Genomic DNA, 24112 nt, shown 5'->3' with positions numbered 1-24112 from the left:
ATGTTCGGATGTATAATCGATTTTCGAAGGCTCTGCATCATTGCAGGGTCTTTTTGTTATGAGTTCAAGATGGTGAGTTCATTGGATACATAATCCTTTGCAGGCTGGTACATCCTATATGTCATATTAACTGATCGGTTTATTCGTAAAGGGGGGACTAACGATGAAGAAAGGGCGCTTTCCCAAGCTGCCAAAGCTACCGTGGAGCCGGAGAGCGGTTCCAGCCGCTGAACGCAAAACACGAAATGCTCGTGTGCCCAAAGGGCTGCCTGAGTCTTCATGGCTGGAAGAGCCACTGCGCAGCAGTCTGGAAGACAATAGGGTCGCAATGCGTGATATTTTCAAGGAATGCTCAGATATCGTCTACCGAGAGCTCATGATTTCCCCTGAACGAAAAGGGTTGCTGGCATATTTCGAAGGCACGGTAAAATCAGAGGATTTGCAGGATCATATTCTGCGGCCTGTCATCTTGGGTATGATGCTCAAGGACCCTGAAGTGAACGGCAAATTGGAGCCGTTGGATGAGACTCGTATTTCCATGTCCCAGACCAAAACGATGGACGAATGGAAGCAGGTATCGGCAGCGATACTGGACGGCAATGCCGCTCTGTTCGTAGATGGAACGGCTCGTGCTTATATTTTCAGCGCCAAGGGAGGCGTCCGCCGTGGCGTGGAGGAGCCGCAGACCGAGGCTGTTATTCGCGGGCCGCGTGAGGGCTTCACGGAGACGCTTCGCGTGAATACGGCACTGCTACGATTCAAGCTGAAGACCTCGAAGCTCAAGATGCACAGCATGACCCTCGGAACAGAAACTCAAACGAGCGTCGTCCTTACCTATGTTGAAGGGATCATAGATCCGAAGCTGGTGGAGGATGTTAAAAAGCGCCTCAGCGATATTAAAATTGATGGTGTTCTGGAGACTGGATATATTGAGGAACTGATTGAGGATCACCCATATTCACCGTTTCCGCAAATGGAATACACCGAACGTCCCGATACCGTCACCGCGCAATTACTGGAAGGACGGTTTGCCATTTTTGTGGACGGCACGCCTTTTGCCCTGATTGGACCAGTCACGATGTGGCAAATGATGCAAGCGAGCGAAGATTATTACGAGCGCTTCTTCATCAGTAATATGGTGCGCTGGATTCGTTTTCTTTTTCTCATCATGGCTCTCTTTCTGCCAGCATTATATGTAGCGGTGACGACCTATCATCATGATATGCTGCCGACGACACTCATATTGAGTATTGCGGCGGCTCGGGAATCCATCCCTTTTCCAGCCCTGGTGGAAGCATTGATGATGGAAATTTCCTTTGAGGCGCTGCGAGAAGCTGGGATTCGTCTCCCCAAAACGGTTGGTCAGGCTGTCAGTATCCTTGGGGCGCTCGTTATTGGTCAGGCCGCAGTACAGGCAGGAATCGTATCGGCGCCAATAGTTATTGTTGTGTCGCTCACAGGTATTGCCTCGTTTACCATACCGCGTTTTAATTTTGCGATTACGGTTCGTCTGCTGCGATTTCCAATCATGCTGATGGCTGGTTTATTTGGCTTGTTTGGCATCATTATTGCGACAACGCTGATTGCAACGCACCTAACCAAGCTAACATCGTTTGGTGTCCCTTATATGAGTGGATATAGCCCGTACAACCATATGGATCAAAAGGATATTATCGTCCGTGCACCTTGGTGGAAAATGACCAAACGTCCTTCATGGATTGGTAAGGACAACAACAAACGAGCGAAGAAAGAGATGAATGGATCGCCTAAAACCGAGGAGGGATGGTGATGAAGCCCACATCGAATACACAGCAAATACGTAAAACAGCTGTACTCTGTTGTCTACTGCTTTGTTCTGTTCTTTTGGGAGGATGTTGGGATCGCCGTGAAGTGAACGATGTGGCCTTTGTGATGGGGACCGGGCTTGATAAGGAAGGCGATCAATACCGGGTAACGATGCAAATTGCTCTGCCCGGACAGCTCGGATCTTCGGGCAGCACAGGAGGAGGGGGAGGTACAAGTGGGACGAAGTCCTACTACCTGGAGTCCAAAACAGGTCCAAGCTTTCGGGGAGCAAGTACTGAGGAACAGCGAGAGGTTTCGCGGACGCTGAATTATTCTCATCGACGGGTGCTGCTGCTCGGGGAGACGCTGGCACGAGAAGGGATTAGCAAAATGATGGATGTCATTGCACGTATTCCGCAGAACCGCCTGTCTTCCCTTGTTGTTATCACAAAGGGGTCAGCGATGGAAATGCTTCAGGCAGATGCTCCGATTGAGCAATATCCAGCAGAAATGGTGCGTGAGCTCAACTTTTCCTATATGAAGAAACCTCGTTCCGTTAAGTTGCTGATGAATTCCGTCCTACTGGAAGGCATTGACCCGGTAGTGCCGGTAATGTCTCTGGTGAAGAATGGGCCTGATAGTCTTAAAGACAAGAAGACAAATATTCAGGTTGATGGACTGGCTGTCTTTCGCCAAGACAGATTAACAGGGATTATTGATAACCACCTCAGTCGGTTTCTGCTGTTGGGTATTGAGCAAGCCAAAGAAACAGAAATTTTTATCCCCCCTCCCAAAGGTAGAGGCTATATATCTGTGCATCTCATCGAAAATAAAGTTCATATCGAGCCTTTTATTCGGGGGGACGAAATTCGAATGACGGTTCATATGAACTGCAATGGGAATGTGAAGGAAAATGAGACGAGCTTCGATATTTCCAGGGAGGAGAATTTGAAGTGGTTGGAGCAGCAAACGGTCGAGGAAATTAAGAGGGAGCTGGGAGAGGCTGTTCATGTGATTCAGCAAAAGTATCATTCAGACGTGCTTGGCCTGGGCCGGGCTATTATTACGAATCACCCGGATGAGTGGAAACGGATTAAACCTCAGTGGGAGCAATTGTATCCCAAGGTGGAGGTCACCATAGATCCGGTCGTGCATATTGAGAATATCGGGGCGGTCACCAAGCCATTCGGGGTCAAAAAGGAGCAAATCCAGAATGAATAAAGTTTTTCTATTACCTTTATTGCTGGCTATGATCTTCATGTATCTGATTGACCGTAAACGTATTAGCAATGCACCTGCCGTCAATCGCTGGGTCTCCCGCGTATTGTATGTCATTAGCATTGGCATCTGGATTTATGGCACATCGACAAAGAGCACTGTTTATGTGGCTACTTGGCTGACCCGCTTTATTGACATGTGGCTCCCCCCTACGTTGTAAATCGTGTAATGGATGCCTGCGGGCAAAAGGAGGATGTACCTGCATGAAACAGTTCACAACCAGACAAATTGTGCTGCTTAGTGTATTGATGGAGGTCGGTATTACCCTTATACATGCTCCGGCGCAGGCAGCAGATCACGCGAATCAGCATGCCTACTGGACCTGTGCAATTGCGGCCATCGTGCTATGCTTGCCGATCTGGGCGATGTTGAAACTCAAGCGGCGTTTCCCTGATCAGGATCTGATGGAGGCGATGGTAAGCTCTCACCCTGTGCTGGGACGTATGCTGCTTGCAGTCTATTTCATTTTATTCCTGATCATTTTTGCGCGGGATTTGAGGATTATTACCGATCTGGTGGAGGTGGTTCTTTTGCCGCTGACTCCGATTGTGATCGTATCTCTTATTGTGCTGTTGACTCTGGCATTTATGGTTAAAGGGGGGATAAGTACCCTTGTCAATATGACCGAGATTTTTGTACCGTTGTTGATTGTGACGTTGTTGACTATGCCGCTTTTTTTTGGACGTAATATGGATTTTTCGATGCTGAGACCCTATTTACATCCGGAAGTAGATGGAGTTATTAAAGGCAGTTGGCGGATGCTAGGTTATATGGCCGATATCATGATGGTTCCCTTTGTGATTTCTGGGAAGAGCTATAATGGACGTAGTGCGTGGTTGGGACATTTACTCGGAACCGCTATTCTGATCATGCTGGTGTTGCTGTCGGAGTTGGTGATTGGAGTTCCTATCTTGTCACGACTGTTTTATCCATCGTATGAACTGGTGCGTCAGTTGCAACTAACGGACTTCCTGGATCGGTTCGACTTGTTCGTGGCAGCACTGACCGTACCAGCCTTTCTTACGAAGATTGGAATTGATCTGTACGTTACCAGTTTGGCGGTAAAGCGCATGTTTGCCCATGTCTGGGGGAGTCTGATGGTTTGGCCCTTAGGTTTGTTAGGTTATGTCTGTTCGTTTATGCTGTTCTCCAACATCGTACAAATTTATGATTTCAGCCGGGAATGGACTGCGGTGATGGTCATCTTTTTTGTATTCATGCCCTTCTTGCTGTGGATGTTGCTCCGACCCAAATTTAAAGGGAGAGGTGATGATGATTCATCATCTGGCAGGGAGAGGGATAGAAGTGATCAGAAAGAAGGTCAGCAGGAAAGCCAGCAGGAAAGCGAAACAGGACACGCCCACTTATAAGATTACTGTATTTATCGAAAAAGTAATTCTTATTTGTCTTTTGCCTCTCTGATTGTATACTTGGTAGAAAGAAATACGACATCTACAAGGGAGGCAACAGCATGGCACAACGCATGGCAGGTAAGAGAGTCGCTCTTGCCGGTCCCCGTAAAGCAGAAGAAATGGCGTTGCTAGTTATGAAGATGGGGGGCGAGCCAGTAGAACGCCCGGCCCAGGGGACTGTTTTTCTGGATGATATCGAGCTGCGCAACGCTGTTGTATCGTGGGTGAAGAACCCTCCGGACTGGTACATCTTCACGACAGGTATGGGACTGGATGCTCTGTTCGATATGGCAGAGGATATGGGCGTGGCCGAGCAGATTATAGAGTTGCTGCAATCCTCCAACATTGCAGCACGGGGCTACAAGACGGTCAATGGACTCAAAAAGCGTGGCTTTACGCCAGCAGTACGGGACGAGGACGGAAGTTTGATCGGATTGACACGGGCTTTTGCCCCATATGATCTGAAGGGGAAGGAAGTACTGTTGCAACTGCATGGAGACCCGGCCCCCCGGTTGGTAGAGTGGCTGGATGAGCAAGGCGCAGTGACCCGCCAAGTACTTCCTTATAAGCATATCCCACCTGAAGAAGCAAAATTGCAGGCGCTACTAGATGATGTTATAAACCGTACGATTGATGCCGTTACGTTCACGAGTGGTCCGCAAATTCGATTTTTGGCCCAATATGCCAGAGAGCAAAATCGACTGGAGGATTTACTGGAAGCTTTTCGTGAAGATGTCATTGCTGTATCGGTAGGCAAGGTGACTGCACAATCCATTTTGGAAGAAGGGATTGAACGAGTCGTATTTCCAACTGAAGAGCGCATGGGTGCGATGATGGTGGAGTTGGGCAAATATTTCGAACATAGCGATTCGGTGCATGGCTGTGGTCTGAAGAGCGTGAACGGTCATTTGAAATGAGCTAGAACTGATAAATGCAGTAAGCTAAAAATGAACTTATATTTACTAATACAGAGTAAAATAGAGATAAGGGCCTACGAGGTCTTTATCTTTTTTTGTTGGACATGCATCGACAAAGTTTTTTGTTATAGCGAAAATATTTATCTAATATAATGAATAAGTTTCGATGCATGATATTGAGGACAGGAGCTGAGACGTTTATGAATTCTATTTGTGTATTTGCAGGGTCCAGACCTGGACATTCATCGGTATATGTTGAGGCGGCAGGCAAGCTGGGTGAAGCTATGGCTCGCCAGCATATCCGTTTAATTTATGGTGGCTCCAGCAGAGGGCTGATGGGTAAGGTGGCGGATGGACTGTTGGCGGGTGACGGTCAGGTCACCGGCATTATGCCCACCCTGTTATTCGATGCAGAGATCATTCATCGGGGAGTTACCGAGTTTATTGAGGTAGCAAGCATGCATGAACGTAAAGCGGCGATGAGCGAGATGGCCGATGCGTTTATAGCCCTTCCGGGAGGCTTGGGAACCTTTGAGGAGCTGTTCGAGGTATTGTGCTGGGCGCAAATCGGTATACATCGCAAGCCCATTGGGCTGCTGAATGTGAATGGATATTTTGACCCGTTGGTAGAAATGGTACGTCATAGCGTGCAGGAAGGGTTTACCGGAGCTGATCATCCAGCGCTACTGAGTATATCTGCGGACCCGGATGAACTGCTGCATATGTTGAAAAATAAAGCAGAGAACTTGAAATAAAGCTTTTTTCGTGCTTGCACAACTGATTGAGGCAAGGTTATGATAAGACCCATAATCAAATAGCGGACAGACAAGGTGCCTTTGCGGTTGAGCAAAGGGTAACAGGGAATCGGGTGCAAGTCCCGAGCGGTCCCGCCACTGTAAGGAAGAGGGTTCTTTTAAATGGTCACTCGTACAAAACGGGGAAGACGAGAGAATCCGTTGATGCCAAGCCAGGAGACCTACCTTGATCTGTATGCACCGTTAACCTTCGCGGAGAGGATGGGTGTACGAAATCAGGAAATCAGGCACACGTTGCTTTTTCCATGTTGGTTACAGGTTTGCGTGGATATGAACGTGCAGCAGCGTTTGAAGCGTAAACAAAACAGATGGAAAACAACGGCAGATAGGAGGAAGACAAGAACTGTCTTCTTACGCTGTTTCGTCTGGTAAGAGAGATACGTACATAGGAACCCCATCCGGGCAGGATGGGGTTTTTTTGAGTTAAAGGATGCCACAAATTATTGAAATAGATAGTATAGCTGCCCTGAAAAGGATGATAGGAGGAGCACGATGAGCCCATTAGGAAAATTGCTGGTGATTGGATTTGGACCAGGAGATATGGAACATATCACAAAACGGGCGTTGGATGCGCTGGCCGAAAGTGAGGTCATTATCGGCTACAATACCTATGTTGATTTGATTCGTCCGTTGTTGAACGGACAGGAGATTGTACGCACAGGGATGACAGAAGAAGTGAGCCGTGCGCAGGAGGCGGTTCGCCAAGCAGAGATGGGTAAGAAGGTAGCCGTCATTTCTAGTGGAGATGCTGGGGTCTATGGCATGGCAGGGCTGGTGTACGAAGTGCTGATGCAAAAAGGCTGGCGTCGCGAGGACGGGGTTGAGGTAGAAGTTGTGCCGGGGATCTCGGCTATTCAATCCTGTGCTTCGTTGTTGGGAGCGCCGGTTATGCATGATGCTTGCACAATCAGTCTGAGTGATCATCTGACCCCGTGGGAAACGATCGTGAAGCGTGTAGAAGCTGCGGCTTCGGCTGATTTTGTGATTGCCTTATACAATCCGCGCAGTGGTCGACGTACCCGCCAGATTGTGGAGACGCAGTCCATTTTGCTCCGTTACCGTGATCCGCAAACTCCAGTTGGACTGGTGAAGAGTGCTTATCGTGAACGTCAGCAGGTTATTGTAACGACGCTGGAAGATATGCTTAACCATGATATCGGGATGCTGACGACCGTAATCATCGGCAATTCCTCGACGACAGTGTATGACGGGTTAATCGTGACTCCGCGCGGCTATCAGCGCAAATACACGCTGGACGCGACCGAGCAAGTGCTCAAACCGCATCAGCGGCTTCGCACGGAAGCGGAGCCGTGGTCGCTGGGCGCGCAAGAGGATCGCGCGCTGGATACACCGCAGGGAGGTGGAGCTCTGACTGCGTCTCCCGAGCCTTCCGCGAGCAGCGCTGCGGTTGCCACGCAGGCACGCCCGCAAGCGATGGCTACCGTGCAGGCTGCGCCCGCGAAGCCAACCGGAGCGGCTCCAGCATCGCTGGCAGCAGAGGCACTAAGCCGCCTAGCTGTCGGCGGCAAGCTGCCGGGCGAAGCCAATGCTCGCTGGAGCGGGCAAGCGCCTGCCGCCCAGAGCGCCGTCGGAACAGCAACGGTGGCTACGACTGGGAAGGCGTCAGGCGGCTTTGGCAAGCCTGCGCTGTTTGAGGTGGGGGTTTCCCCTGGCGTGGGAAACAAGAAGTTCACTGCTCGGCAGATGGCATTGCTCGCCGAGGTAGCGGGTGATGATGGCGAGCTGGAATACACGCCAGATCATCAGATCGTGCTGCGCGTGCCGTGCGCAGACCCCGAGGAACTGGTCGGACGGCTTCGGGATGAACGATTCATTGTCATGCCGATCGGCGATGTGTTTAAGGTGAAGGCCTGCGACTTCTGCAATATGGAGAAAGATGATGCGGTGCCTGTGGCTGAGCATCTACAGGTTGTACTTGGCGGATTACAGGCACCCAAGGAAACGAGTATTGCTTTGAATGGATGCGGCATGGCTTGCTATGGAGCGGTGCTGGAGGATATCGGCATCGTCTATCGCAAGGGAGGATACGATCTTTTCCTTGGTGGCAAAAAATTTGGCCGAAATGCTCATGCCGCTCAGCCCGTAGCGGAAGGAATTGCGGGTGATCAGATTACGGATATCGTGGAGAACATTATTGCTGAATATAAGGAAAAAGGGCATCCGAACGAGCGTTTTCATAAATTCTTCAAACGTGTAGGCATCGTTGCGGGTTTCCGGCATGAAGATGCACCAGCAACAGTAGAAGTAAACGCGGTTTGTGGTGATTAAGTGGGTTGGTAGGCTTGATGAACAGGATACAAGCATATATATAAAATAGGGCGTCATGTAGGCTATCCCTATCAATGAGGAGGAAAACACAGCAGTGGATGCAATATTGTTGGTTGGACATGGAAGTCGGGACCCAGAGGGTAATCAGGAACTACTGGAATTTGCGCAAGCGGTGGCAGATCGGGCGCCAGGTACGTGTGTAGAAACCTGTTTTCTAGAGTTGGCACGCCCAAGTATTGCCGAAGGAGTACAGGCGTGTGTGGACAAAGGGGCGACACGTGTCGTTTTTATTCCGATTATTTTGTTCGCAGCAGTGCATGCCAAAATTGATATTCCGAAGGCAATCGACCGGGCAAAGGCAAAATACCCGCAGGTGGAATTTGTATACGGACGTCCGATTGGCGTCCACGAAAAAATCGTTAGTATATTGCTGGACCGCTTGAAGGAGGCTCGTCCAGTCGCAGTTCCAGCGGGAATGAATAGCGCTGTCGAGACATCTGCCCAGGTATCTGACGAAGAAACAGCGGTACTTGTATTAGGACGCGGAAGCAGCGATCCAGACGCGAACAGTGACTTTTTCAAAATCACTCGTATGCTGTGGGAGAAGCTTTCTTATACGTGGGTAGAAAGCAGCTTTATCGGTGTGACGCAGCCTTCTTTTCCCGATGGCCTAGAGCGTTGTGTGCGATTGGGGGCCAAAAAGATTATCGTGCTTCCGTATTTTCTATTCACGGGTGTGCTGATTAAGCGCATTGGAGAAATGACTCAGGAATTCGCCGAGGCTCACCCGGCATTACAAGTGGAAATGGGCGGATATTTTGGCTTCCATCCTCAATTAGTTGAGCTGGTGCTGGAGCGAGCTAACGAAGGTTTGTTCGGCAAGGTTACGGCTAATTGCGATAACTGCCAGTTCCGTCTGGAAGCGCAGGAGCATCACCATCATCACCACGATCATGATCACGACCACCATCACGACCATGATCACGACCATGACCACGATCACCATCACGACCATGATCACGACCATGACCACGATCACCATCACGACCATGATCATGACCATCACCACCATCATGCACATGAGCATGATCACCATCACGAGCACCATACACACAGCCACGCTCACGATCATGAGCATGTCCATGCTCACAGCCATGACGACCATGATCACCATCACGATCATTCACATGCGCCGTCTGTAGTGAATGTAACCGGGCAGGTGAATGGCTCATGATTTTTATGCTATGCGGAACGAGCGATGCAAGGGAATTGGCGCTGCAAATCCGTGACACCGGCTTTAACGTATTAACTTCGGTCGTAACCGAAAGCGCGGCGGCCAGCTTGTCCGAAGCAGGGCTGGACGTACGTACAGGCCGAATGACAGCCAATGAAATGGGTGCAATGATTCGGGAGAAGGGGATACAGGCCGTTGTTGATGCCAGTCATCCTTTTGCAGAAGAAGCACATGCGAATGCGATGACAGCTGCTCGCGAGTCTGGAGTTCCTTATATTCGCTACGAGCGGACGGGACTGGTGTATGACAATCATCCATTGCTCCATATTGTGTCTTCTTATGAAGAGGCCGCATTAATTGCTAAGCAACTCAAAGGCTCTGTCATGCTTACGACGGGCAGTAAGACGCTCGGCACATTCACCAAGCATCTACTCGGAGACCCGGAGATTCGTCTGGTTGCACGTATGTTGCCGCGCCTCGACAATATGGAGAAATGCGGCGAACTGGGGATGGAGCAAAAAAATATTATTGCCATGCAGGGGCCCTTTTCCCGTGAGATGAACGAAGCATTGTACAAGCACTTTGGTACAACCGTGATGGTCACCAAGGAAAGCGGACGCACGGGAGCAGTGGATGAGAAGGTTCAATCTGCTCTGGATCTGGGTATTCACGTCATTTTGATTTCCAGACCGGAAGTAGAGTTTGGTACGGTATTTGATCATTTCGACGGAGTAATTGATACATTGCGCACTGCAACAGGGAAGATTTCCATTTGAGTTGGTTCAAGTCCCTACGGGTTCAGTTAATCCATAACGACTGCTGGCATGTATCTAAAATATAGTCATCTTAAAATGCGTGTTTTAATAGAAATATCTGTTGTTTTAATACACGAGCAGTTATTTTTCCTAAACTAATTTTCCATAAGGGAGTGGGTCGATACCATGGACTTTAAAACAGACTTTAAACCGCTAACGGTACAGCCGCAGGAGATTGAGGGTAAAAGCTTCGCAATGATTACAGAAGAATTGGGAGAGCATCCATTTACAGCTGAACAATATCCTGTCGTACAGCGTGTCATTCATGCATCTGCTGATTTTGAGTTGGGCCGCAGCATGGTATTTCATCCAAAAGCCATTGAAGCCGGAATTGCAGCTATTCGCGCAGGACAGCCGGTGGTGGCAGATGTGCAGATGATTCAGGCGGGGTTGAGCAAGGATCGCATCCGTCAATTTGGCGGGGATGTTCATGTGTACATATCTGACCCGGACGTGATGGAAGAAGCCAAAAGGCTGAACACGACACGTGCCATTATTTCGATGCGCAAAGCGATTCAGGCGGGCGAAGGTGGAATCTATGCGATTGGTAATGCGCCGACAGCGTTGCTGGAGCTGATTCGTCTGGTGAAAGAAGGAGCGGCTAAGCCTGGACTAGTGATTGGTATGCCCGTAGGTTTTGTATCGGCGGCAGAATCCAAGGACGAGCTACGCAAGCTGGATATTCCGTTCATTACGAATATTGGACGCAAGGGCGGCAGCACGATTGTCGTAGCAGCATTGAATGCAATCTCCTTAATGGCTGTCCGCTAGATGCGGTTGTCCGTTTGCTGTATCATGAAATGAATTAGAGCATGATCAGCAGAAGAGGTTAAGGAGGAATTGGCATGGAAAAGGAAGCGGCGTCCGCCGACAGGCCCAAACGGATGAAAAGTGGTGAAGCTCCCGCGCCGGACAAGCCGATGCGGTCAGGCTTTACGACGGGGGCCTGTGCGGCTGCAGTAGCCAAAGGAGCGGTACAACTGCTCATTACGGGCATAGCGCCGAAGGAAGCGGTGATATCGCTGCCCGCGGGCTTCGATCATGCATTTGAACTGATCGAGCCTGTGTTGGATGCGGACGAAGCTTCCTGCACGACGATCAAGGACGGAGGCGATGACCCGGATGCCACGCATCAGGCGAGAATTAGCGCCTCTGTTAGCTGGCGCGAGGAGCCGGGCATTGAGCTGGACGGCGGCATCGGCGTCGGGCGGGTAACGAAGCCCGGTCTGCCTGTGCCTGTCGGGCAAGCCGCGATCAATCCGGTGCCGCGCCGGATGATTACGGAGGCCGTATCTGGCGTGCTTGAGGAGCACGGATCGGCCAAGGGTGTCCGTGTCGTTATCAGTGTGCCGGACGGCGAGGAAATCGCCAAGAAAACGCTGAACGGGCGACTTGGCATTCTTGGCGGTATTTCCATACTGGGCACACGCGGTGTAGTCGTTCCGTTCTCCACGTCTGCTTATAAAGCCAGCGTGGTGCAGGCTATATCGGTCGCACAAGCGATGAACTGCGAGGAAATTGTCCTGACCACAGGCGGCAGCAGTGAAAAATATGCAATGCAAATGTATGATCAGCTGACGGAAGAAGCCTTTATTCAGATGGGCGGCTTTGTCGGCTTTGCAGTCAAGCATGGCAAACGATTGGGAATGAAGAAGATTATTCTCGTCGGTATGCCCGGCAAGCTGTCGAAGGTTGCTCAGGGCGTCATGATGGTTCATTCCAAGAGCGCTCCGGTGGATTTTGGATTTTTGGCCCAGGTTGCGCGTGAGGCAGGTGTGGATGAGTCGCTTGCAACAGCAGTAGCTGAGGCGAATACAGCTACGCAGGTGGCGGATATGATGACCGAAGCGAATGCGCTGAGCTTTTTTGAAAAGTTATGTACCTATGGGTGTCAGCATTGTCTGGAGCATGCAGGTGGTGGAATCACCGTGGAAATGGTACTGGTAACGCTGAAAGGGAACGTGCTGGGGAGGGCGAGAGTCGGTGAGTAGAGTAATTCGTGTCATTGGTATCGGTGAAAATGGAGCGGCAGGTCTGTCGCAGGAGACGCTGGAACAAATCGAGCGTGCCGACTTGCTGGTTGGTGGTGAGCGCCAGCTAGCCTTTTTCGAGGCAGCCGCAGGAGAAAAACGAACATTAAAGAGCGGCTTATCCGCCGTGGTGGAAGAATTGGGACGGTTGCGTGAGCACAAGGATATTGTCGTGCTTGCGTCAGGCGATCCGCTTTTTTTTGGAATTGCAGGCTATTTGTCTGCCAAGCTGGGGGCTGAGCACCTGGATATTTTACCCCATCTCAGCTCGGTTCAACTGGCATTTGCGCGTCTTGGTGAAAGCTGGCAGGATGCGGTGCTGGAAAGTGTACATGGTCGTCCGATGACCGGACTGGCGCAGCGGATCGATGGACAGAACAAGATCGCGCTGCTGACGGATGACCGCAATCATCCCGCCGCGGTTGCCGCTTATCTGTTGCATTTTGGCATGACGGAATATGATGCCTTTGTCGGCGAGCATTTGGGAGGACCAGATGAGACGTATCGGCATTATACGCTGGAAGAGATGGCGCAGGGAACCTTCCAACCCTTGAACGTGGTTGTTTTGCGCCGCCGTAAGGGAGAAGACGTGCCAGCAATTCGCCGGGGATTTGGCTTCGAGGATGCGGAATTTCACCAGCGCAAGCCGGAAAAAGGGCTGATCACGAAGCGTGAAGTGCGCGTATTTAGCTTGTCCGAGCTGCGATTGACCGAGCGAAGCATCGTATGGGACATCGGCGCAGGCTCCGGTTCTGTAGCTGTGGAATGTGCGCGGCTGGCCAAGTACGGGCAAGTGTTTGCCATTGAGAAGAATGAAGGCGATCTGGCCAATGTGGAAGCGAACAAGGTCAAATTCCGCACTGATTTTCCAGTGATCCATGCCAAAGCGCCTGCCGGATTGGACGAGCTGCCAGACCCGGATGCCGTGTTTATCGGCGGGAGTGGAGGAGAACTGGCAGAACTGATTCGTCTGTGCGCTTCCCGTCTGCGTAAGGATGGGCGAATTGTAGTGAATGCTGCAACCATTGAGACGCTGCATGACGGTATGAAGGCGATGCAAGCCGTAGGACTCGAAACCTCGGTGACGTTACTGCAAACAGCGCGTAGCAAGCCGATTTTGAATATGACTCGTTTTGACGGACTCAATCCGATATATGTCATCACAGGACAGCCGCCGGTAGACGTGGCTGACGGAGCAGCAGAGGAGTAAGCTGGTAAATCAAGAGGGGGAGAGACAGCATGAATACGGCGGCAGTAGGAACACTTTATGGCGTAGGCGTGGGGCCGGGTGATCCCGAGCTGATCACGGTCAAGGCGTACCGGATGATTCAGGAATGTGAAGTTGTGGCATATCCGAAGAAGCGCCGGGGAGGCAAATCGTATGCTCACGAGATTGTGGAATTATACGTTAACCCGGAGGAAAAGGAGATGTTGGGACTCATTTTTCCAATGACCAAAGACCCGGTTGTACTGGAGCGGGAGTGGAACAAAACGGTAGTTGCTTGCTGGGAAGCTCTGAGTCAAGGAAAGGATGTAGCCTTTGTCACAGAGGGAGACCCTAATCTGTACAGTACCTTTATTCACTTGGCGCGTCTGATGAAGGATCTTCATCCCGAGGTGCCGATTGTATCTATTCCAGGCATCTCTTCTGTATTGGGAGCAGCGGCAGCGCTGGAATTGCCTTTGGCAGACGGAGACCAACAGGTAGGTATTATTCCGGCTACGGAGGATCGGGCAGCGATGAAGCGGGCGATTGAGAATCACGATACAGTCGTATTTATCAAGGTTGCCAAGGTACTGGATTTGATTTTGGATGTGCTGGACGAGCTCAATCTTGGCGATCGTGCCTCTGTCATTACCAAAGTCACGTCTCCTTATGAAATGGTATGGCACAACGCCCGTGAGCTGCGCGGACAGGAGCTTGAATATTTGAGTTTAATGGTGGTGAGCAAATGACGTTGGAGCCAAAGGTATATATCGTAGGAGCAGGCCCTGGTGACCCGGAGTTGATTACGGTCAAAGGCTCCCGGATTCTACGTACGGCAGATGTGGTGTTGTACACGGATTCACTAGTGAACGATGAGCTGATTGCTACGGCTAAGCCCGAGGCACAGGTACTGCAAAGCTCAGGCATGGATTTGGAGCGGCAGGTCGAGATTATGAGCGAGGCTGTGCAGGCTGGGCGCAGTGTAGCCCGTGTACATACAGGTGATCCGGCAGTATACGGTGCGATTTTGGAGCAAATGGTGCTGCTGAAGCAGCGCGGAGTAGCCTACGAAATCGTACCGGGCGTCAGCTCGGTCTTTGCTTCTGCGGCCGTGCTGGGTGCAGAGCTAACCGTGCCTGACTTGACGCAGACGGTCATTCTGACGCGTGCCGAAGGCCGTACACCTGTACCGGATCGTGAAAAGCTGCGTGATCTGGCATCCCATCACTGTACAGTGGCGCTGTTCCTCAGTGCAACGCTGGCGAAGAAGGTAGTCGTTGAATTTTTGGCGGCTGGCTGGAGCGAAGACACGCCTGTAGCCGTTGTGCAGCGCGCAACTTGGCCAGACCAAAAAATCGTGCGCACGACGCTTGCCCAATTGCCAGCCGATCTGCGTGCAGCAGGCATTACGATGCATGCCATGATTTTGGCAGGGTGGGCGCTCGACCCGGGGCTGGTGGACAAGGACGCACATCGTTCCAAGCTGTATGACAAGTCGTTCACCCACGGCTACCGAAAGGGAGTGAAGCCTGGTGAGTAATCCATTTGCCGCTGTGGCGATCACGAAGCATGGAGTCGAGATGGTCCGCAATTTGGGAGCCAGCTTTCCGGGTACGGATGTGTATTACATGTCCAAGTTTGAGCGTGGAGACGAGCAGGAGCGTGGCATTCAATTGTTCGAAGGTTCGGTCAAACTGATTTTGCCGGATTTATTCAAACAATATAACGGTATTATTTTATTTATTTCCCTCGGTGCGGTGGTTCGTATGATCGCACCGATTTTGGTGGATAAAAAGGTAGACCCAGCCGTGGTCGTCATTGATGATCGCGGAGAACATGTCATTAGCGTACTGTCTGGGCATTTGGGCGGTGCAAATGAATTGACCCGTCATGTAGCCGCTGTACTGGGGGCACGTGCGGTAATCACGACTGCATCGGACGTGCAGGGCACGATTCCAGTGGATATGTTGGGGCGGGAATTGGGTTGGGTGGTCGATAGCTTCGATAAGGCCACGCCTGTGAGCGCCGCTGTTGTGAACGAGGAGCCCGTTGTACTCATACAAGAGACAGGCGAACGGAACTGGTGGCGCTATGACAAGCCAGTACCTGCACATATCAAGGTATATGCCTCAATGGCGGAAGCGGCACAAGAACCGTTCAACGCCGCGTTGGTCGTAAGTGACCGTTTGTTGGAGCCTGAGGAAGAGGAGAGGTTTCTTTCTAATGGCGTGCTGTATCGTCCTAAAAGCTTGGTGCTTGGCATTGGCTGCAATCGGGGAACTGCATTGGAGGAACTGGAGGCTGGGGTGCTGAACACCTTGCAAGAGCTGCGTTTGTCTGTCAAAAGCGTACGGAATATTGCTACGATTGACCTGAAAAAGGATGAAGAGGGCTTGCTCGCCCTCTGCGCCAAATACGGCTGGGAGCTGGTGACGTACACTCCGTCAGAGCTGAACACGGTGCAGCTTCCCAATCCATCGGAAACTGTCTTCAAATACACTGGCGCCTATGGGGTCAGCGAACCATCAGCCCTGTTGTCTTCCGGTGCGGACCATTGGCTGCTGGAGAAGAAAAAAAGCGGAAATATGACGTTGTCTGTAGCGCGGATTTCCTATGACTGACGATATGAAGCAGGCTATACAGCCAGACTCGTCTGCCACGGCACGCAGAAGTCGTATCGTTGTCGCCGGTACGGGCAGCGGCGCGGGCAAAACGACTGTGACTCTCGGGCTGATGAAGGCGTTCGCCGACAGCGGCCTGCGAGTGCAGGGATTTAAGTGCGGTCCGGATTATATTGATCCGACCTATCATACGGCCGCGACCGGAACGCCTTCCCGTAATCTCGATTCCTGGATGACCTCGCCGGATACGGTGCGTGAAACCTTTATCCGCGCATCTGAAGGCGCAGATATCTCCGTGATTGAAGGCGTCATGGGGCTATATGACGGCAAGGACCCGCTCAGCAATATTGGCTCGACCGCCGAAATCGCCATGCTGACGGATAGCCCGGTATTGCTGGTCGTCGACGTGCGCAGCATGGCACGCAGCGCGGCCGCTATTGTGCTCGGCTTTCAGCGCTTGGAGCCCAAGCTGCGCATTGTAGGCGTAATCGTGAATCGCTGCGGTAGCCAGGGGCATTACGGCATTGTCAAAAAGGCGATCGAGCAGGAGTGCGGCATCCCTGTGCTCGGCTGGTTAAAGCGCGATGACGGATTGGATATTCCCGAGCGTCATCTGGGCCTGGTGCCTGCTGTAGAACGCGGCGAGCTGGAGCCGCTCTTCCAACGGGCGGCAGAGCTGATTCGTGCGGGTACGGATCTGGATGCACTCCGGGCATTGGCGGATTCGGCTCCGCCGCTCAGTCTGCCCGAGCACCCATTATTTCCTCCAGATCAGCCTCCCACAGCAGGACATGAAGTCGAGACTGGGGAACGTCCCATCATTGCTGTCGCCAGAGATGCGGCGTTCAATTTCTACTACCCCGAAAATATGGATTTGCTGCGCCAAGCGGGAGCAGAGATTGTCTATTTTAGTCCGCTGGCGGGAGAGCGCGTCCCTGAGCACGCCAACGGCCTATATCTGGGCGGCGGTTTTCCTGAGGAGTTTGCGGCAGATATCGCTGCCAATACGGGCTTTCTGCAAGATATCCGCAACGCAGTGAGCCGGGATATGCCTGTATTCGCCGAGTGCGGTGGTTATATGATACTGGCCCGGACACTTACGGATCGGGCGGGTCACGCCCACCACATGGCCGGGGTGATCCCTTCGGACGTTCGCATGCAGGAGAAGCGGGCTGCATTGGGATACCGGGAAGCAACCGCATTGCAAGATTGCTTGCTGCTGGAGGCTGGAGAGACGATTCGGGGACATGAATTTCATTATTCGGTCATGAGCTATGATGAATCTGCCGCCCCCTATCCCTTTGCCTATCAAACCAAGGGGATGCGCGGACTCCAGAGTGAAGGTTATGCCAAAGGGAACCTCTTGGCAGCCTACACACACATTCATCTCGCTTCTCTACCCAAGGCAGCAGCACGCTGGGTTGAAAAATGCCGAGCTTACGACTAAAACACAAAAAAGCCGGGTCCCTATAAGGGTCCGGCTGTTCTAAATATAAAGAGAATTAAATCTTACATAACATGGAAGCGTATACATTGTTTTTTTGGGCGATTCGCCTACATGAGCTTTTTCAGTTGGGAAATCCTTCCCTGACTCACGCCAAGCATGGAAGCGAGTTGTTTTTGTGAAGATGCTGGATGTTCTTCCATAAGCTCTCTCATTTTCTCCAAAATAACATCCGTGCGCTGATAAATCTTTTTCATATGCATATTTTGCTTCAGTGGAGGTGACTGGGTTTCAGTCGCTGTGACCGGAAGTAAATCTTCCGTTTTCATCGAGGTGGCACATGCATCGCAGATAAACTGATCTTTAAAATAGGTGTTGGTATCAACCGAACCGCAAAATATACAATTAGTTGATTTGTACTTACGGAGCATGAGTGTTTGGTCTTCAATAAAAAACTCTAATGGATCGCCGATGTCAATCTCCATCGTCATGCGCAACTCTTTAGGAAGCACAATTCGTCCCAAGCTGTCCAAGGGCCGGGTCATTCCAGTCCTTTTCATTCATGCAACCTCCCCAGTGTTTTAAGATTTATAGAATGTATAAGCTTTGAGGCAATTCTTATCAATTCTATAACCGCAAGCATAGATTTCTTACGAAAAGCGGCCCTTCATTGCTATTCATGCATGGACGCACTTTTTTTCTTACGAGTATACCATAAACGGGCGGAATCGCCAGCGTTCATGTTTATAAATTTATAATTAGTTTATTCCGAGCGAACATATATGCTATAATCTTCTGCTAAAGGATTTAATAGGCCGTCTGTAGAATTATTTATATATGCCGTAGCTTGGACAACGATGGCGGTGTTATGGGAAATAGATGAGGGCCAAAGGATTTTTTCAGAGCGTTTTGACCCCACAAACAAGAGACCGTTGGTACGGGACCCGCCTTTAAAGTCCTTATATACAAGTCAGGCAAGGAGGATTTATGATGGAAAAAAGAAAAGCATTGCTGCTAGGAGATTATTCATATCCGGAGTTTCACCCGCTACAAGGGGTGGACGAAGAGATTAGTCATATTTTACAAGATTGGATGACGGTTCAATGCAGTGAGAATCGTAAAATGCTGCTCAAGGAAAATCTAGCTTCATTTGATCTATGCATCTCGTATTGTGATAGCCGTAAGGAGGTTCTGTCTCCTCAACAAACAGCAGGACTGCTGTCCTACGTCAGCGGCGGAGGTGGACTGCTTGTGCTGCATAACGGAATCACATTGCAAGGACGTTATGAAATTGCACAGCTCATGGGAGCGCGTTTCCTGCGGCATCCGTCAGCGGAGCAGCTTTCCTTCAAGGTAACAGAGCCGGATCATCCGATTATGGAAGGAATCGAGCCGTTCGAGATTCAAGAGGAGCCGTATCGTTTTGATTTTGATCCATTCACTGAAAAAACACTGTTAATGGAATACGAGTATGAAGGTCAGTGGTGGCCAGCTGCATGGTCATTGTCCTATGGCTTGGGCAGAGTCGTCTACCTGATGCCTGGACATAATCAGCCAAGTTTCCAGCACGAGGGATACCGTAAGCTACTGCTTCAGGCTGCTAAGTGGGCCGGACGCTTTCCAGGTTAAGTATAATCATTCATTCCAACCATTGTGGGGGGAGCTGCGAACTTTATGCGGCTCCCCTTTTCAGGTTATACTATAGGTAATCACAGGTAGGGGAGGATATATTATGAGCGATTTGTTCAAAAAAGCCATCTCATTGGGGTGGGGCCTCACCGTTGTCAGCAAAGAAAAGGTGGAGAAAGCCGTCGAGGATCTTGTAAACCGTGGAGAACTTGCGCCCTCGGAATCCAAAGCGCTGGTCGATCGTCTGATCGAACGGGGAGCAGAGGAGCAGGGACAATTCAAAACCATGATCCGTGAGCAGGTTAGCCGCATTTTGCAGGAGCTGGAAGTACCTACCGAAAATGATGTCACAAGTTTGGAGCAGCGTGTGGCATTGTTGGAAAAAAAGGTAGCGGAGCTGGAAAAAGAAAAGGCGGCGCTTACGGGTTCGAGTGACGCTGAAGAAGCGAACCGGTTGGATTAAAATGGCCGTTCGCATGAAGCACGCCGGTCGTTACCGGGAAATTGCCATGGCGCTGGCGCGTCATGGCTTTGGCTATATGGTGGAAGAAATGGGACTGTTCCAGCTGCTATCCCTGCCCCGCAAGTGGCTAACGAGAGAAACCCCCGAGTCCAAAACCTTAGGTGAACGGATTCGGCTTGTGCTGGAGGACCTGGGGCCTGCATTCATCAAGCTTGGACAGTTGGCAAGTACACGTGCTGACCTGCTGCCAGAGCCTATTATTCGCGAACTGGTTAAGCTCCAGGATCAGGTACCGCCTTTTTCGCCTGACACGGCGCGTGGCATTCTGGAACAGGAGCTGGATACGTCATTAGAGGACATACTGGTTCGTTTTGACGATGATCCGCTGGCGGCTGCTTCGATCGGGCAAGTGCATCTGGGCAAGCTGCACAGCGGCGAAATGGTCGCGATTAAAATCCAGCGTCCAGGCGTTAATCGCATCATCCGGCGGGATTTGGACATTTTACGGGAACTGACCGCAATGGCAGCCAAGCGCTGGGAATGGGTGGAGCGTTATCAGCTTCGCCAGATGGTGGAAGAGCTGGGGAGATCGCTCATTCAGGAGCTGGATTACAACCATGAAGCTCGTAACACGGAAAAGATTGCGCTCCAGTTTGAGCAGGACCCACATATCTATATTCCGAAAATATACTGGGACCATACTTCCTCACGTATATTGACCATGGAGTTTCTGGACGGAACTCACTTAGGGAGTCGTGAAGAGTTATTGCGCCGTGGTTATAACTTGAAAGAACTGGCGCAGCGGCTGGTCAACAGCATGCTGCATCAAATTTTTATAGAGGGCTTTTTTCATGCCGATCCCCATCCGGGGAATTTGCTCGTCCTGAATAATGGAAGCCTCGCTTATCTGGACTTTGGCATGGCGGGAAGGCTAAGCGAAGAAATGAAGAATCATCTCGCTTCTCTCATGATCGCCCTGATGCGCAAAAATACCGATGCTATGGTTCGCGCCATCGAACGACTAGGGCTGGTCGAACCGGATACTGACCTGAATGCACTGCGAGCCGATCTGGACAAAATACGCGAAGATTACGCGGACGTTCCTTTCTCACAGGTCAGCATTGGCGATGCCTTGAACGACCTGTTTGGCGCAGCACAGCGCCATCGGATTGGTTTGCCATCAGACGTCCTGCTGCTGGGCAAGGCGCTGCTGACACTGGAAGGGGTCGTAGAGCATCTGGACCCTGATCTCAGCATTATTGCTTTGGCCGAGCCTTTTGGCAATAAGCTGCTGAAGGAACGCTTCAGCGGCCGCCGTATTCGGGGCAAGCTGTTGGGGAGTGCAACCGAGCTGGTGGAGACGCTGATGGAACTGCCGAGACAGACGAGGCATCTGGCCTCAATTATCAGCAAGGGTAAGCTTAAACTGGAAGTTACTGTACCAGAGCTGGAACAGCTTTTGCGCAAGCTGGATCAGATCAGCAATCGCCTGTCATTCAGTATTGTGCTGTTAGCATTCAGCATTATTATGGTCGGGCTGATTATCGGTTCATCACTAAATCATCAGGCGACCATGCTGTGGAACGTACCTGCGATTGAAATTGGTTTTGTTGTAGCGCTCTTGATGGTTGCCTTTTTACTATATTCTATTTTTAAATCAGGAAGATTCTAGATATCGACAACAAAGGAGGCGTCATGGACACTCATAAGATAAACACTGTCTCAATGAATACTCTTCAAATTACAGATGTACCGTGGCATCGCCTGACTACTCCTTATGGTAGGGGCACGGACCTGCCGCATTTGATATCCAATAGGGAGTATGCAGCCATCGCTGATCTGATAGAGCATCAAGGTACATTGTGGCAGGTTACCCCATGGGCGCTACTATTCTTATTGCGGAATATGCATGCGAGAAGCCCGCAGGATATCACGCTGAGTGAGTTGGATTTGTACCATACGGTTGTTCAAGCATTGGACATGGAAAATCTACAAGCGGACTCACAGAAGTCTGTAGAATCCTTGACTATGCTGCTAGAAGAGAAATATTTGTGGCCGGTAGACAGCGCTCCAGAAGATGATGAAGTGGAGTGGGAAGAGGAAGAAGCACGTGGCTATGATCCGGTAGCTTTTTGGAGTTATTATGTCTATAGCTGTCGGTTACTAAAGCAAGCGCTGCCTGATTTTGAGAGTTTGCTCCAGCGCTATGCGGACTCAGAGATTGCTGAATCCCTATCAGAGCTTGTGCAGCAATTACGAAAATTTTAAATATAAGAAAACGAATTAGATAAAGAAAACGGGCGATATTTCAAGTAAATAGACGTTTTCATTCTGTAAACAGCCTTTTAACTCATTCGTCTCTGCGAATCCCTTGCGTTATAATGATGGACTGGATGTAACGGAAGGGGTTCGTTTGAGAGAGACGAGCTGAATGATAGGAGAGCCTTAGCGTTTGACCGCTGGACGGATGCCCAAAGCAAGATCGGGTTGCGGGTCAAAATGCTGTTCTCTGTGAATATAGGAGGCTGGAACGAAACAGTATGAATCTTAGACAACAATGGTTCGGTAATATCCGGGCTGATATACTTGCGGGCATGACCGTGGCGCTGGCATTGATACCAGAGGCGATTGCCTTCTCCATCATTGCAGGTGTCAACCCTATGGTCGGACTGTATGCCTCCATCTCGATGGCGATTGTCATTTCTTTTGCAGGTGGACGTCCGGCGATGATCTCGGCAGCAACCGGGGCTGTAGCTGTAGTGGTTGTTGGTTTGGTCAAAGATTATGGCGTGGAGTATTTGTTTGCAGCTACTATTTTGGCTGGGATCATTCAGGTACTGCTGGGTGTTTTGAGAATAGGTCGCTTTATTAGCTTTATTTCACAGCCGGTCATGACCGGGTTTGTGAATGCGCTGGCGATCCTCGTCTTTATGGCGCAACTCACCCACTTTCATGGAGCCAATTGGATCATGTACGCGATGGTAGCGGGGACATTGCTCATTGTGTATATTTTACCGAGATTTGTGAAAAGCATTCCCGCCCCGTTGACAGCAATCATTATCATGACGATCATTACGTATGTTTTTGGATTGAATGTCAAAACGGTAGGGGATATCGGTACGCTGACCAGCTCGCTGCCTTCATTCCATTTGCCGCAAATTGAGTGGTCGTGGCACACGTTGCGGATATTGCTGCCATATTCCTTTACGATGGCGCTGGTTGGACTGCTGGAATCACTGCTGACAGCCAGTATTTTGGATGAAATGACCGAAACGAAAAGCAATAAAAACCGGGAAGCCCGTGGGCAAGGGATTGCCAACTTTGTAAATGGCTTTTTTGGGGGTATGGGTGGCTGTGCCATGATCGGACAATCCGTCATTAATGTAAGCTCAGGCGGAAGAGGACGTCTGTCCACTTTCACGGCTGGGGTGTTCTTGGCCTTTCTGCTGCTCGTGCTTGGCGGTGTTGTAAAGGAAGTACCTATGGGCGCATTGGTGGGAGTCATGTTCATGGTGTGTATCGGAACCGTGGATTGGAAGTCGCTCCGAAACATCGCCAAGGTTCCCAAAGCAGATACGTTTATTATGGTGGTCACGGTCATCATCGTGGTGGCTACGCACGATTTGTCCAAGGGCGTGATCGTAGGCGTACTGTTGAGTGCCCTGCATTTTGGCTGGAAAATGGCTAAAATCCGTATCAGTGCGACTGAGGATCAGGAAGCAAAGGTGTACCATGTCAGAGGGCCGATGTTTTTCGCCTCAACGACTCATTTTGTCGATCATTTTGAACCTTCGGATGATCCGGAGCGCGTTGTAGTGGACTTTAGCCATTCACATGTGTGGGATCACTCGGCGGTTACTGCCATTGGCAAGGTGCTGCAAAAATACAGAAACGCAGGTAAATCTATTACCTTACAAGGGTTAAATGAGGAAAGTCGTTTAATTGTGGAAAAGCTCGGTGGTCCTGTAGTTACAGAGCCGATCGTGTGATGAATCGTATAGCATAAAGCAAAGCCTAAAATGGAATTCATCCATTTTGGGCTTTTTTTATTTATTTCTGAAATGAAATAACGGTTTTCTTTCTTAATCATAGATAAATATGACAAATTTTCAGCAAAGTATTGACGTAATAAATGGGCAGGAATACAATCATTGTTATTAAGCATAGCAAATA

22 protein-coding genes and 1 riboswitch are annotated in these 24112 nt (G+C 50.4%); of the genes, 21 read left to right on the top strand and 1 reads right to left on the bottom strand.

What is annotated here, in order from left to right; all coding sequences use genetic code 11:
• Positions 1–163: 163 nt before the first annotated feature.
• The 16 genes from ACH59B_RS23650 to ACH59B_RS23575 all read left to right on the top strand — a co-directional run bounded on the left by ACH59B_RS23650 (position 164) and on the right by ACH59B_RS23575 (position 17850).
• On the top strand, positions 164–1789 hold the full coding sequence (locus ACH59B_RS23650; protein ID WP_016822789.1) for a spore germination protein: 1626 nt from the start codon (positions 164–166) through the stop codon (positions 1787–1789).
• Positions 1789–3006 (top strand): Ger(x)C family spore germination protein, encoded by a 1218-nt coding sequence (locus ACH59B_RS23645; protein ID WP_404302828.1) that lies wholly within the window; start codon positions 1789–1791, stop codon positions 3004–3006. Before ACH59B_RS23650 ends, ACH59B_RS23645 begins: the two co-directional genes overlap by 1 nt.
• Entirely contained in the window at positions 2999–3223 is a 225-nt protein-coding gene (locus ACH59B_RS23640; protein ID WP_016822791.1) for a hypothetical protein, read from the top strand. The genes ACH59B_RS23645 and ACH59B_RS23640 overlap by 8 nt, the downstream gene beginning before the upstream one ends.
• Positions 3224–3266: 43 nt before the next feature.
• Positions 3267–4433 (top strand): endospore germination permease, encoded by a 1167-nt coding sequence (locus ACH59B_RS23635; protein WP_016822792.1) that lies wholly within the window; start codon positions 3267–3269, stop codon positions 4431–4433.
• Between the two features lie 101 nt (positions 4434–4534).
• The gene (locus tag ACH59B_RS23630) at positions 4535–5392 is read left to right on the top strand and encodes a uroporphyrinogen-III synthase (protein ID WP_016822793.1); all 858 of its coding nucleotides are present in this window, start codon (positions 4535–4537) and stop codon (positions 5390–5392) included.
• Between the two features lie 200 nt (positions 5393–5592).
• Entirely contained in the window at positions 5593–6147 is a 555-nt protein-coding gene (locus tag ACH59B_RS23625; RefSeq protein ID WP_016822794.1) for a TIGR00730 family Rossman fold protein, read from the top strand.
• Positions 6148–6203: 56 nt separating this feature from the next.
• Positions 6204–6391: riboswitch (cobalamin riboswitch) on the top strand.
• 308 nt (positions 6392–6699) lie between these two features.
• Positions 6700–8496 (top strand): precorrin-3B C(17)-methyltransferase, encoded by a 1797-nt coding sequence (gene cobJ / locus ACH59B_RS23620; protein WP_016822796.1) that lies wholly within the window; start codon positions 6700–6702, stop codon positions 8494–8496.
• 94 nt (positions 8497–8590) lie between these two features.
• A complete protein-coding gene (locus ACH59B_RS23615; RefSeq protein ID WP_404302824.1) occupies positions 8591–9730 on the top strand; it encodes a sirohydrochlorin chelatase in 1140 nt (379 codons plus the stop codon).
• Positions 9727–10506 (top strand): precorrin-6A reductase, encoded by a 780-nt coding sequence (gene cobK / locus ACH59B_RS23610; protein WP_016822798.1) that lies wholly within the window; start codon positions 9727–9729, stop codon positions 10504–10506. The genes ACH59B_RS23615 and cobK overlap by 4 nt, the downstream gene beginning before the upstream one ends.
• 165 nt (positions 10507–10671) lie before the next feature.
• A complete protein-coding gene (locus tag ACH59B_RS23605; RefSeq protein WP_013373522.1) occupies positions 10672–11316 on the top strand; it encodes a precorrin-8X methylmutase in 645 nt (214 codons plus the stop codon).
• A gap of 74 nt (positions 11317–11390) precedes the next feature.
• Positions 11391–12536: a cobalt-precorrin-5B (C(1))-methyltransferase gene (locus tag ACH59B_RS23600; RefSeq protein ID WP_404302821.1), complete on the top strand. Its 1146-nt coding sequence runs from the start codon at positions 11391–11393 to the stop codon at positions 12534–12536.
• Positions 12529–13785 carry a bifunctional cobalt-precorrin-7 (C(5))-methyltransferase/cobalt-precorrin-6B (C(15))-methyltransferase gene (locus tag ACH59B_RS23595; RefSeq protein ID WP_025366057.1) on the top strand — a complete coding sequence of 419 codons (1257 nt, stop codon included), beginning with the start codon at positions 12529–12531 and terminating at the stop codon, positions 13783–13785. The genes ACH59B_RS23600 and ACH59B_RS23595 overlap by 8 nt, the downstream gene beginning before the upstream one ends.
• A gap of 29 nt (positions 13786–13814) precedes the next feature.
• Positions 13815–14531: a precorrin-2 C(20)-methyltransferase gene (gene cobI, locus ACH59B_RS23590; RefSeq protein ID WP_019688869.1), complete on the top strand. Its 717-nt coding sequence runs from the start codon at positions 13815–13817 to the stop codon at positions 14529–14531.
• Positions 14528–15322, top strand: a complete 795-nt coding sequence (cobM, locus tag ACH59B_RS23585) for a precorrin-4 C(11)-methyltransferase (RefSeq protein ID WP_013373518.1) — start codon at positions 14528–14530, stop codon at positions 15320–15322. The genes cobI and cobM overlap by 4 nt, the downstream gene beginning before the upstream one ends.
• The gene (locus ACH59B_RS23580) at positions 15315–16403 is read left to right on the top strand and encodes a cobalt-precorrin 5A hydrolase (protein ID WP_025366056.1); all 1089 of its coding nucleotides are present in this window, start codon (positions 15315–15317) and stop codon (positions 16401–16403) included. Before cobM ends, ACH59B_RS23580 begins: the two co-directional genes overlap by 8 nt.
• Positions 16396–17850, top strand: a complete 1455-nt coding sequence (locus tag ACH59B_RS23575) for a cobyrinate a,c-diamide synthase (RefSeq protein ID WP_404302817.1) — start codon at positions 16396–16398, stop codon at positions 17848–17850. Before ACH59B_RS23580 ends, ACH59B_RS23575 begins: the two co-directional genes overlap by 8 nt.
• Positions 17851–17957: 107 nt before the next feature.
• On the opposite strand, the gene ACH59B_RS23570 is transcribed toward ACH59B_RS23575, so the two are convergent.
• Positions 17958–18407, bottom strand: coding sequence for an AbrB/MazE/SpoVT family DNA-binding domain-containing protein (locus ACH59B_RS23570; RefSeq protein WP_016822806.1), 450 nt, complete (start codon positions 18405–18407; stop codon positions 17958–17960).
• Positions 18408–18837: 430 nt separating this feature from the next.
• Between ACH59B_RS23570 and ACH59B_RS23565 the strand changes: the two genes are divergently transcribed.
• From ACH59B_RS23565 to ACH59B_RS23545, 5 genes are all read left to right on the top strand, one after another.
• Positions 18838–19476, top strand: a complete 639-nt coding sequence (locus tag ACH59B_RS23565; RefSeq protein ID WP_016822807.1) for a ThuA domain-containing protein — start codon at positions 18838–18840, stop codon at positions 19474–19476.
• A 103-nt stretch (positions 19477–19579) separates the two neighbouring features.
• On the top strand, positions 19580–19939 hold the full coding sequence (locus ACH59B_RS23560; RefSeq protein ID WP_016822808.1) for a phasin family protein: 360 nt from the start codon (positions 19580–19582) through the stop codon (positions 19937–19939).
• Between the two features lies 1 nt (position 19940).
• Entirely contained in the window at positions 19941–21611 is a 1671-nt protein-coding gene (locus ACH59B_RS23555) for an AarF/ABC1/UbiB kinase family protein (protein WP_045244684.1), read from the top strand.
• A gap of 23 nt (positions 21612–21634) precedes the next feature.
• Positions 21635–22207: a hypothetical protein gene (locus ACH59B_RS23550; RefSeq protein WP_052679228.1), complete on the top strand. Its 573-nt coding sequence runs from the start codon at positions 21635–21637 to the stop codon at positions 22205–22207.
• Positions 22208–22479: 272 nt separating this feature from the next.
• Positions 22480–23928 carry a SulP family inorganic anion transporter gene (locus tag ACH59B_RS23545; RefSeq protein ID WP_019688861.1) on the top strand — a complete coding sequence of 483 codons (1449 nt, stop codon included), beginning with the start codon at positions 22480–22482 and terminating at the stop codon, positions 23926–23928.
• The last annotated feature ends 184 nt before the right edge of the window (positions 23929–24112 follow it).

This window comes from Paenibacillus sp. DP01 (genome assembly GCF_044784315.1).
Classification (GTDB): Bacteria; Bacillota; Bacilli; order Paenibacillales; family Paenibacillaceae; genus Paenibacillus; species Paenibacillus polymyxa.
The sequence above is the reverse complement of the archived record's forward strand: the minus strand, read 5'-3'. Positions and strand labels throughout refer to the sequence as shown.

Coding starts and splice junctions, on each gene's coding strand:
- ACH59B_RS23570 (WP_016822806.1), bottom strand. CDS start 18,407: ATGAAAAGGACTGGAATGACCCGGCCCTTGGACAGCTTGGGACGAATT.
- ACH59B_RS23550 (WP_052679228.1), top strand. CDS start 21,635: ATGGACACTCATAAGATAAACACTGTCTCAATGAATACTCTTCAAATT.
- ACH59B_RS23605 (WP_013373522.1), top strand. CDS start 10,672: ATGGACTTTAAAACAGACTTTAAACCGCTAACGGTACAGCCGCAGGAG.
- ACH59B_RS23630 (WP_016822793.1), top strand. CDS start 4,535: ATGGCACAACGCATGGCAGGTAAGAGAGTCGCTCTTGCCGGTCCCCGT.
- ACH59B_RS23600 (WP_404302821.1), top strand. CDS start 11,391: ATGGAAAAGGAAGCGGCGTCCGCCGACAGGCCCAAACGGATGAAAAGT.
- cobI (WP_019688869.1), top strand. CDS start 13,815: ATGAATACGGCGGCAGTAGGAACACTTTATGGCGTAGGCGTGGGGCCG.
- ACH59B_RS23640 (WP_016822791.1), top strand. CDS start 2,999: ATGAATAAAGTTTTTCTATTACCTTTATTGCTGGCTATGATCTTCATG.
- ACH59B_RS23645 (WP_404302828.1), top strand. CDS start 1,789: ATGAAGCCCACATCGAATACACAGCAAATACGTAAAACAGCTGTACTC.
- ACH59B_RS23560 (WP_016822808.1), top strand. CDS start 19,580: ATGAGCGATTTGTTCAAAAAAGCCATCTCATTGGGGTGGGGCCTCACC.
- ACH59B_RS23650 (WP_016822789.1), top strand. CDS start 164: ATGAAGAAAGGGCGCTTTCCCAAGCTGCCAAAGCTACCGTGGAGCCGG.
- ACH59B_RS23555 (WP_045244684.1), top strand. CDS start 19,941: ATGGCCGTTCGCATGAAGCACGCCGGTCGTTACCGGGAAATTGCCATG.
- ACH59B_RS23575 (WP_404302817.1), top strand. CDS start 16,396: ATGACTGACGATATGAAGCAGGCTATACAGCCAGACTCGTCTGCCACG.
- ACH59B_RS23545 (WP_019688861.1), top strand. CDS start 22,480: ATGAATCTTAGACAACAATGGTTCGGTAATATCCGGGCTGATATACTT.
- ACH59B_RS23565 (WP_016822807.1), top strand. CDS start 18,838: ATGGAAAAAAGAAAAGCATTGCTGCTAGGAGATTATTCATATCCGGAG.
- cobK (WP_016822798.1), top strand. CDS start 9,727: ATGATTTTTATGCTATGCGGAACGAGCGATGCAAGGGAATTGGCGCTG.
- ACH59B_RS23635 (WP_016822792.1), top strand. CDS start 3,267: ATGAAACAGTTCACAACCAGACAAATTGTGCTGCTTAGTGTATTGATG.
- cobM (WP_013373518.1), top strand. CDS start 14,528: ATGACGTTGGAGCCAAAGGTATATATCGTAGGAGCAGGCCCTGGTGAC.
- cobJ (WP_016822796.1), top strand. CDS start 6,700: ATGAGCCCATTAGGAAAATTGCTGGTGATTGGATTTGGACCAGGAGAT.
- ACH59B_RS23625 (WP_016822794.1), top strand. CDS start 5,593: ATGAATTCTATTTGTGTATTTGCAGGGTCCAGACCTGGACATTCATCG.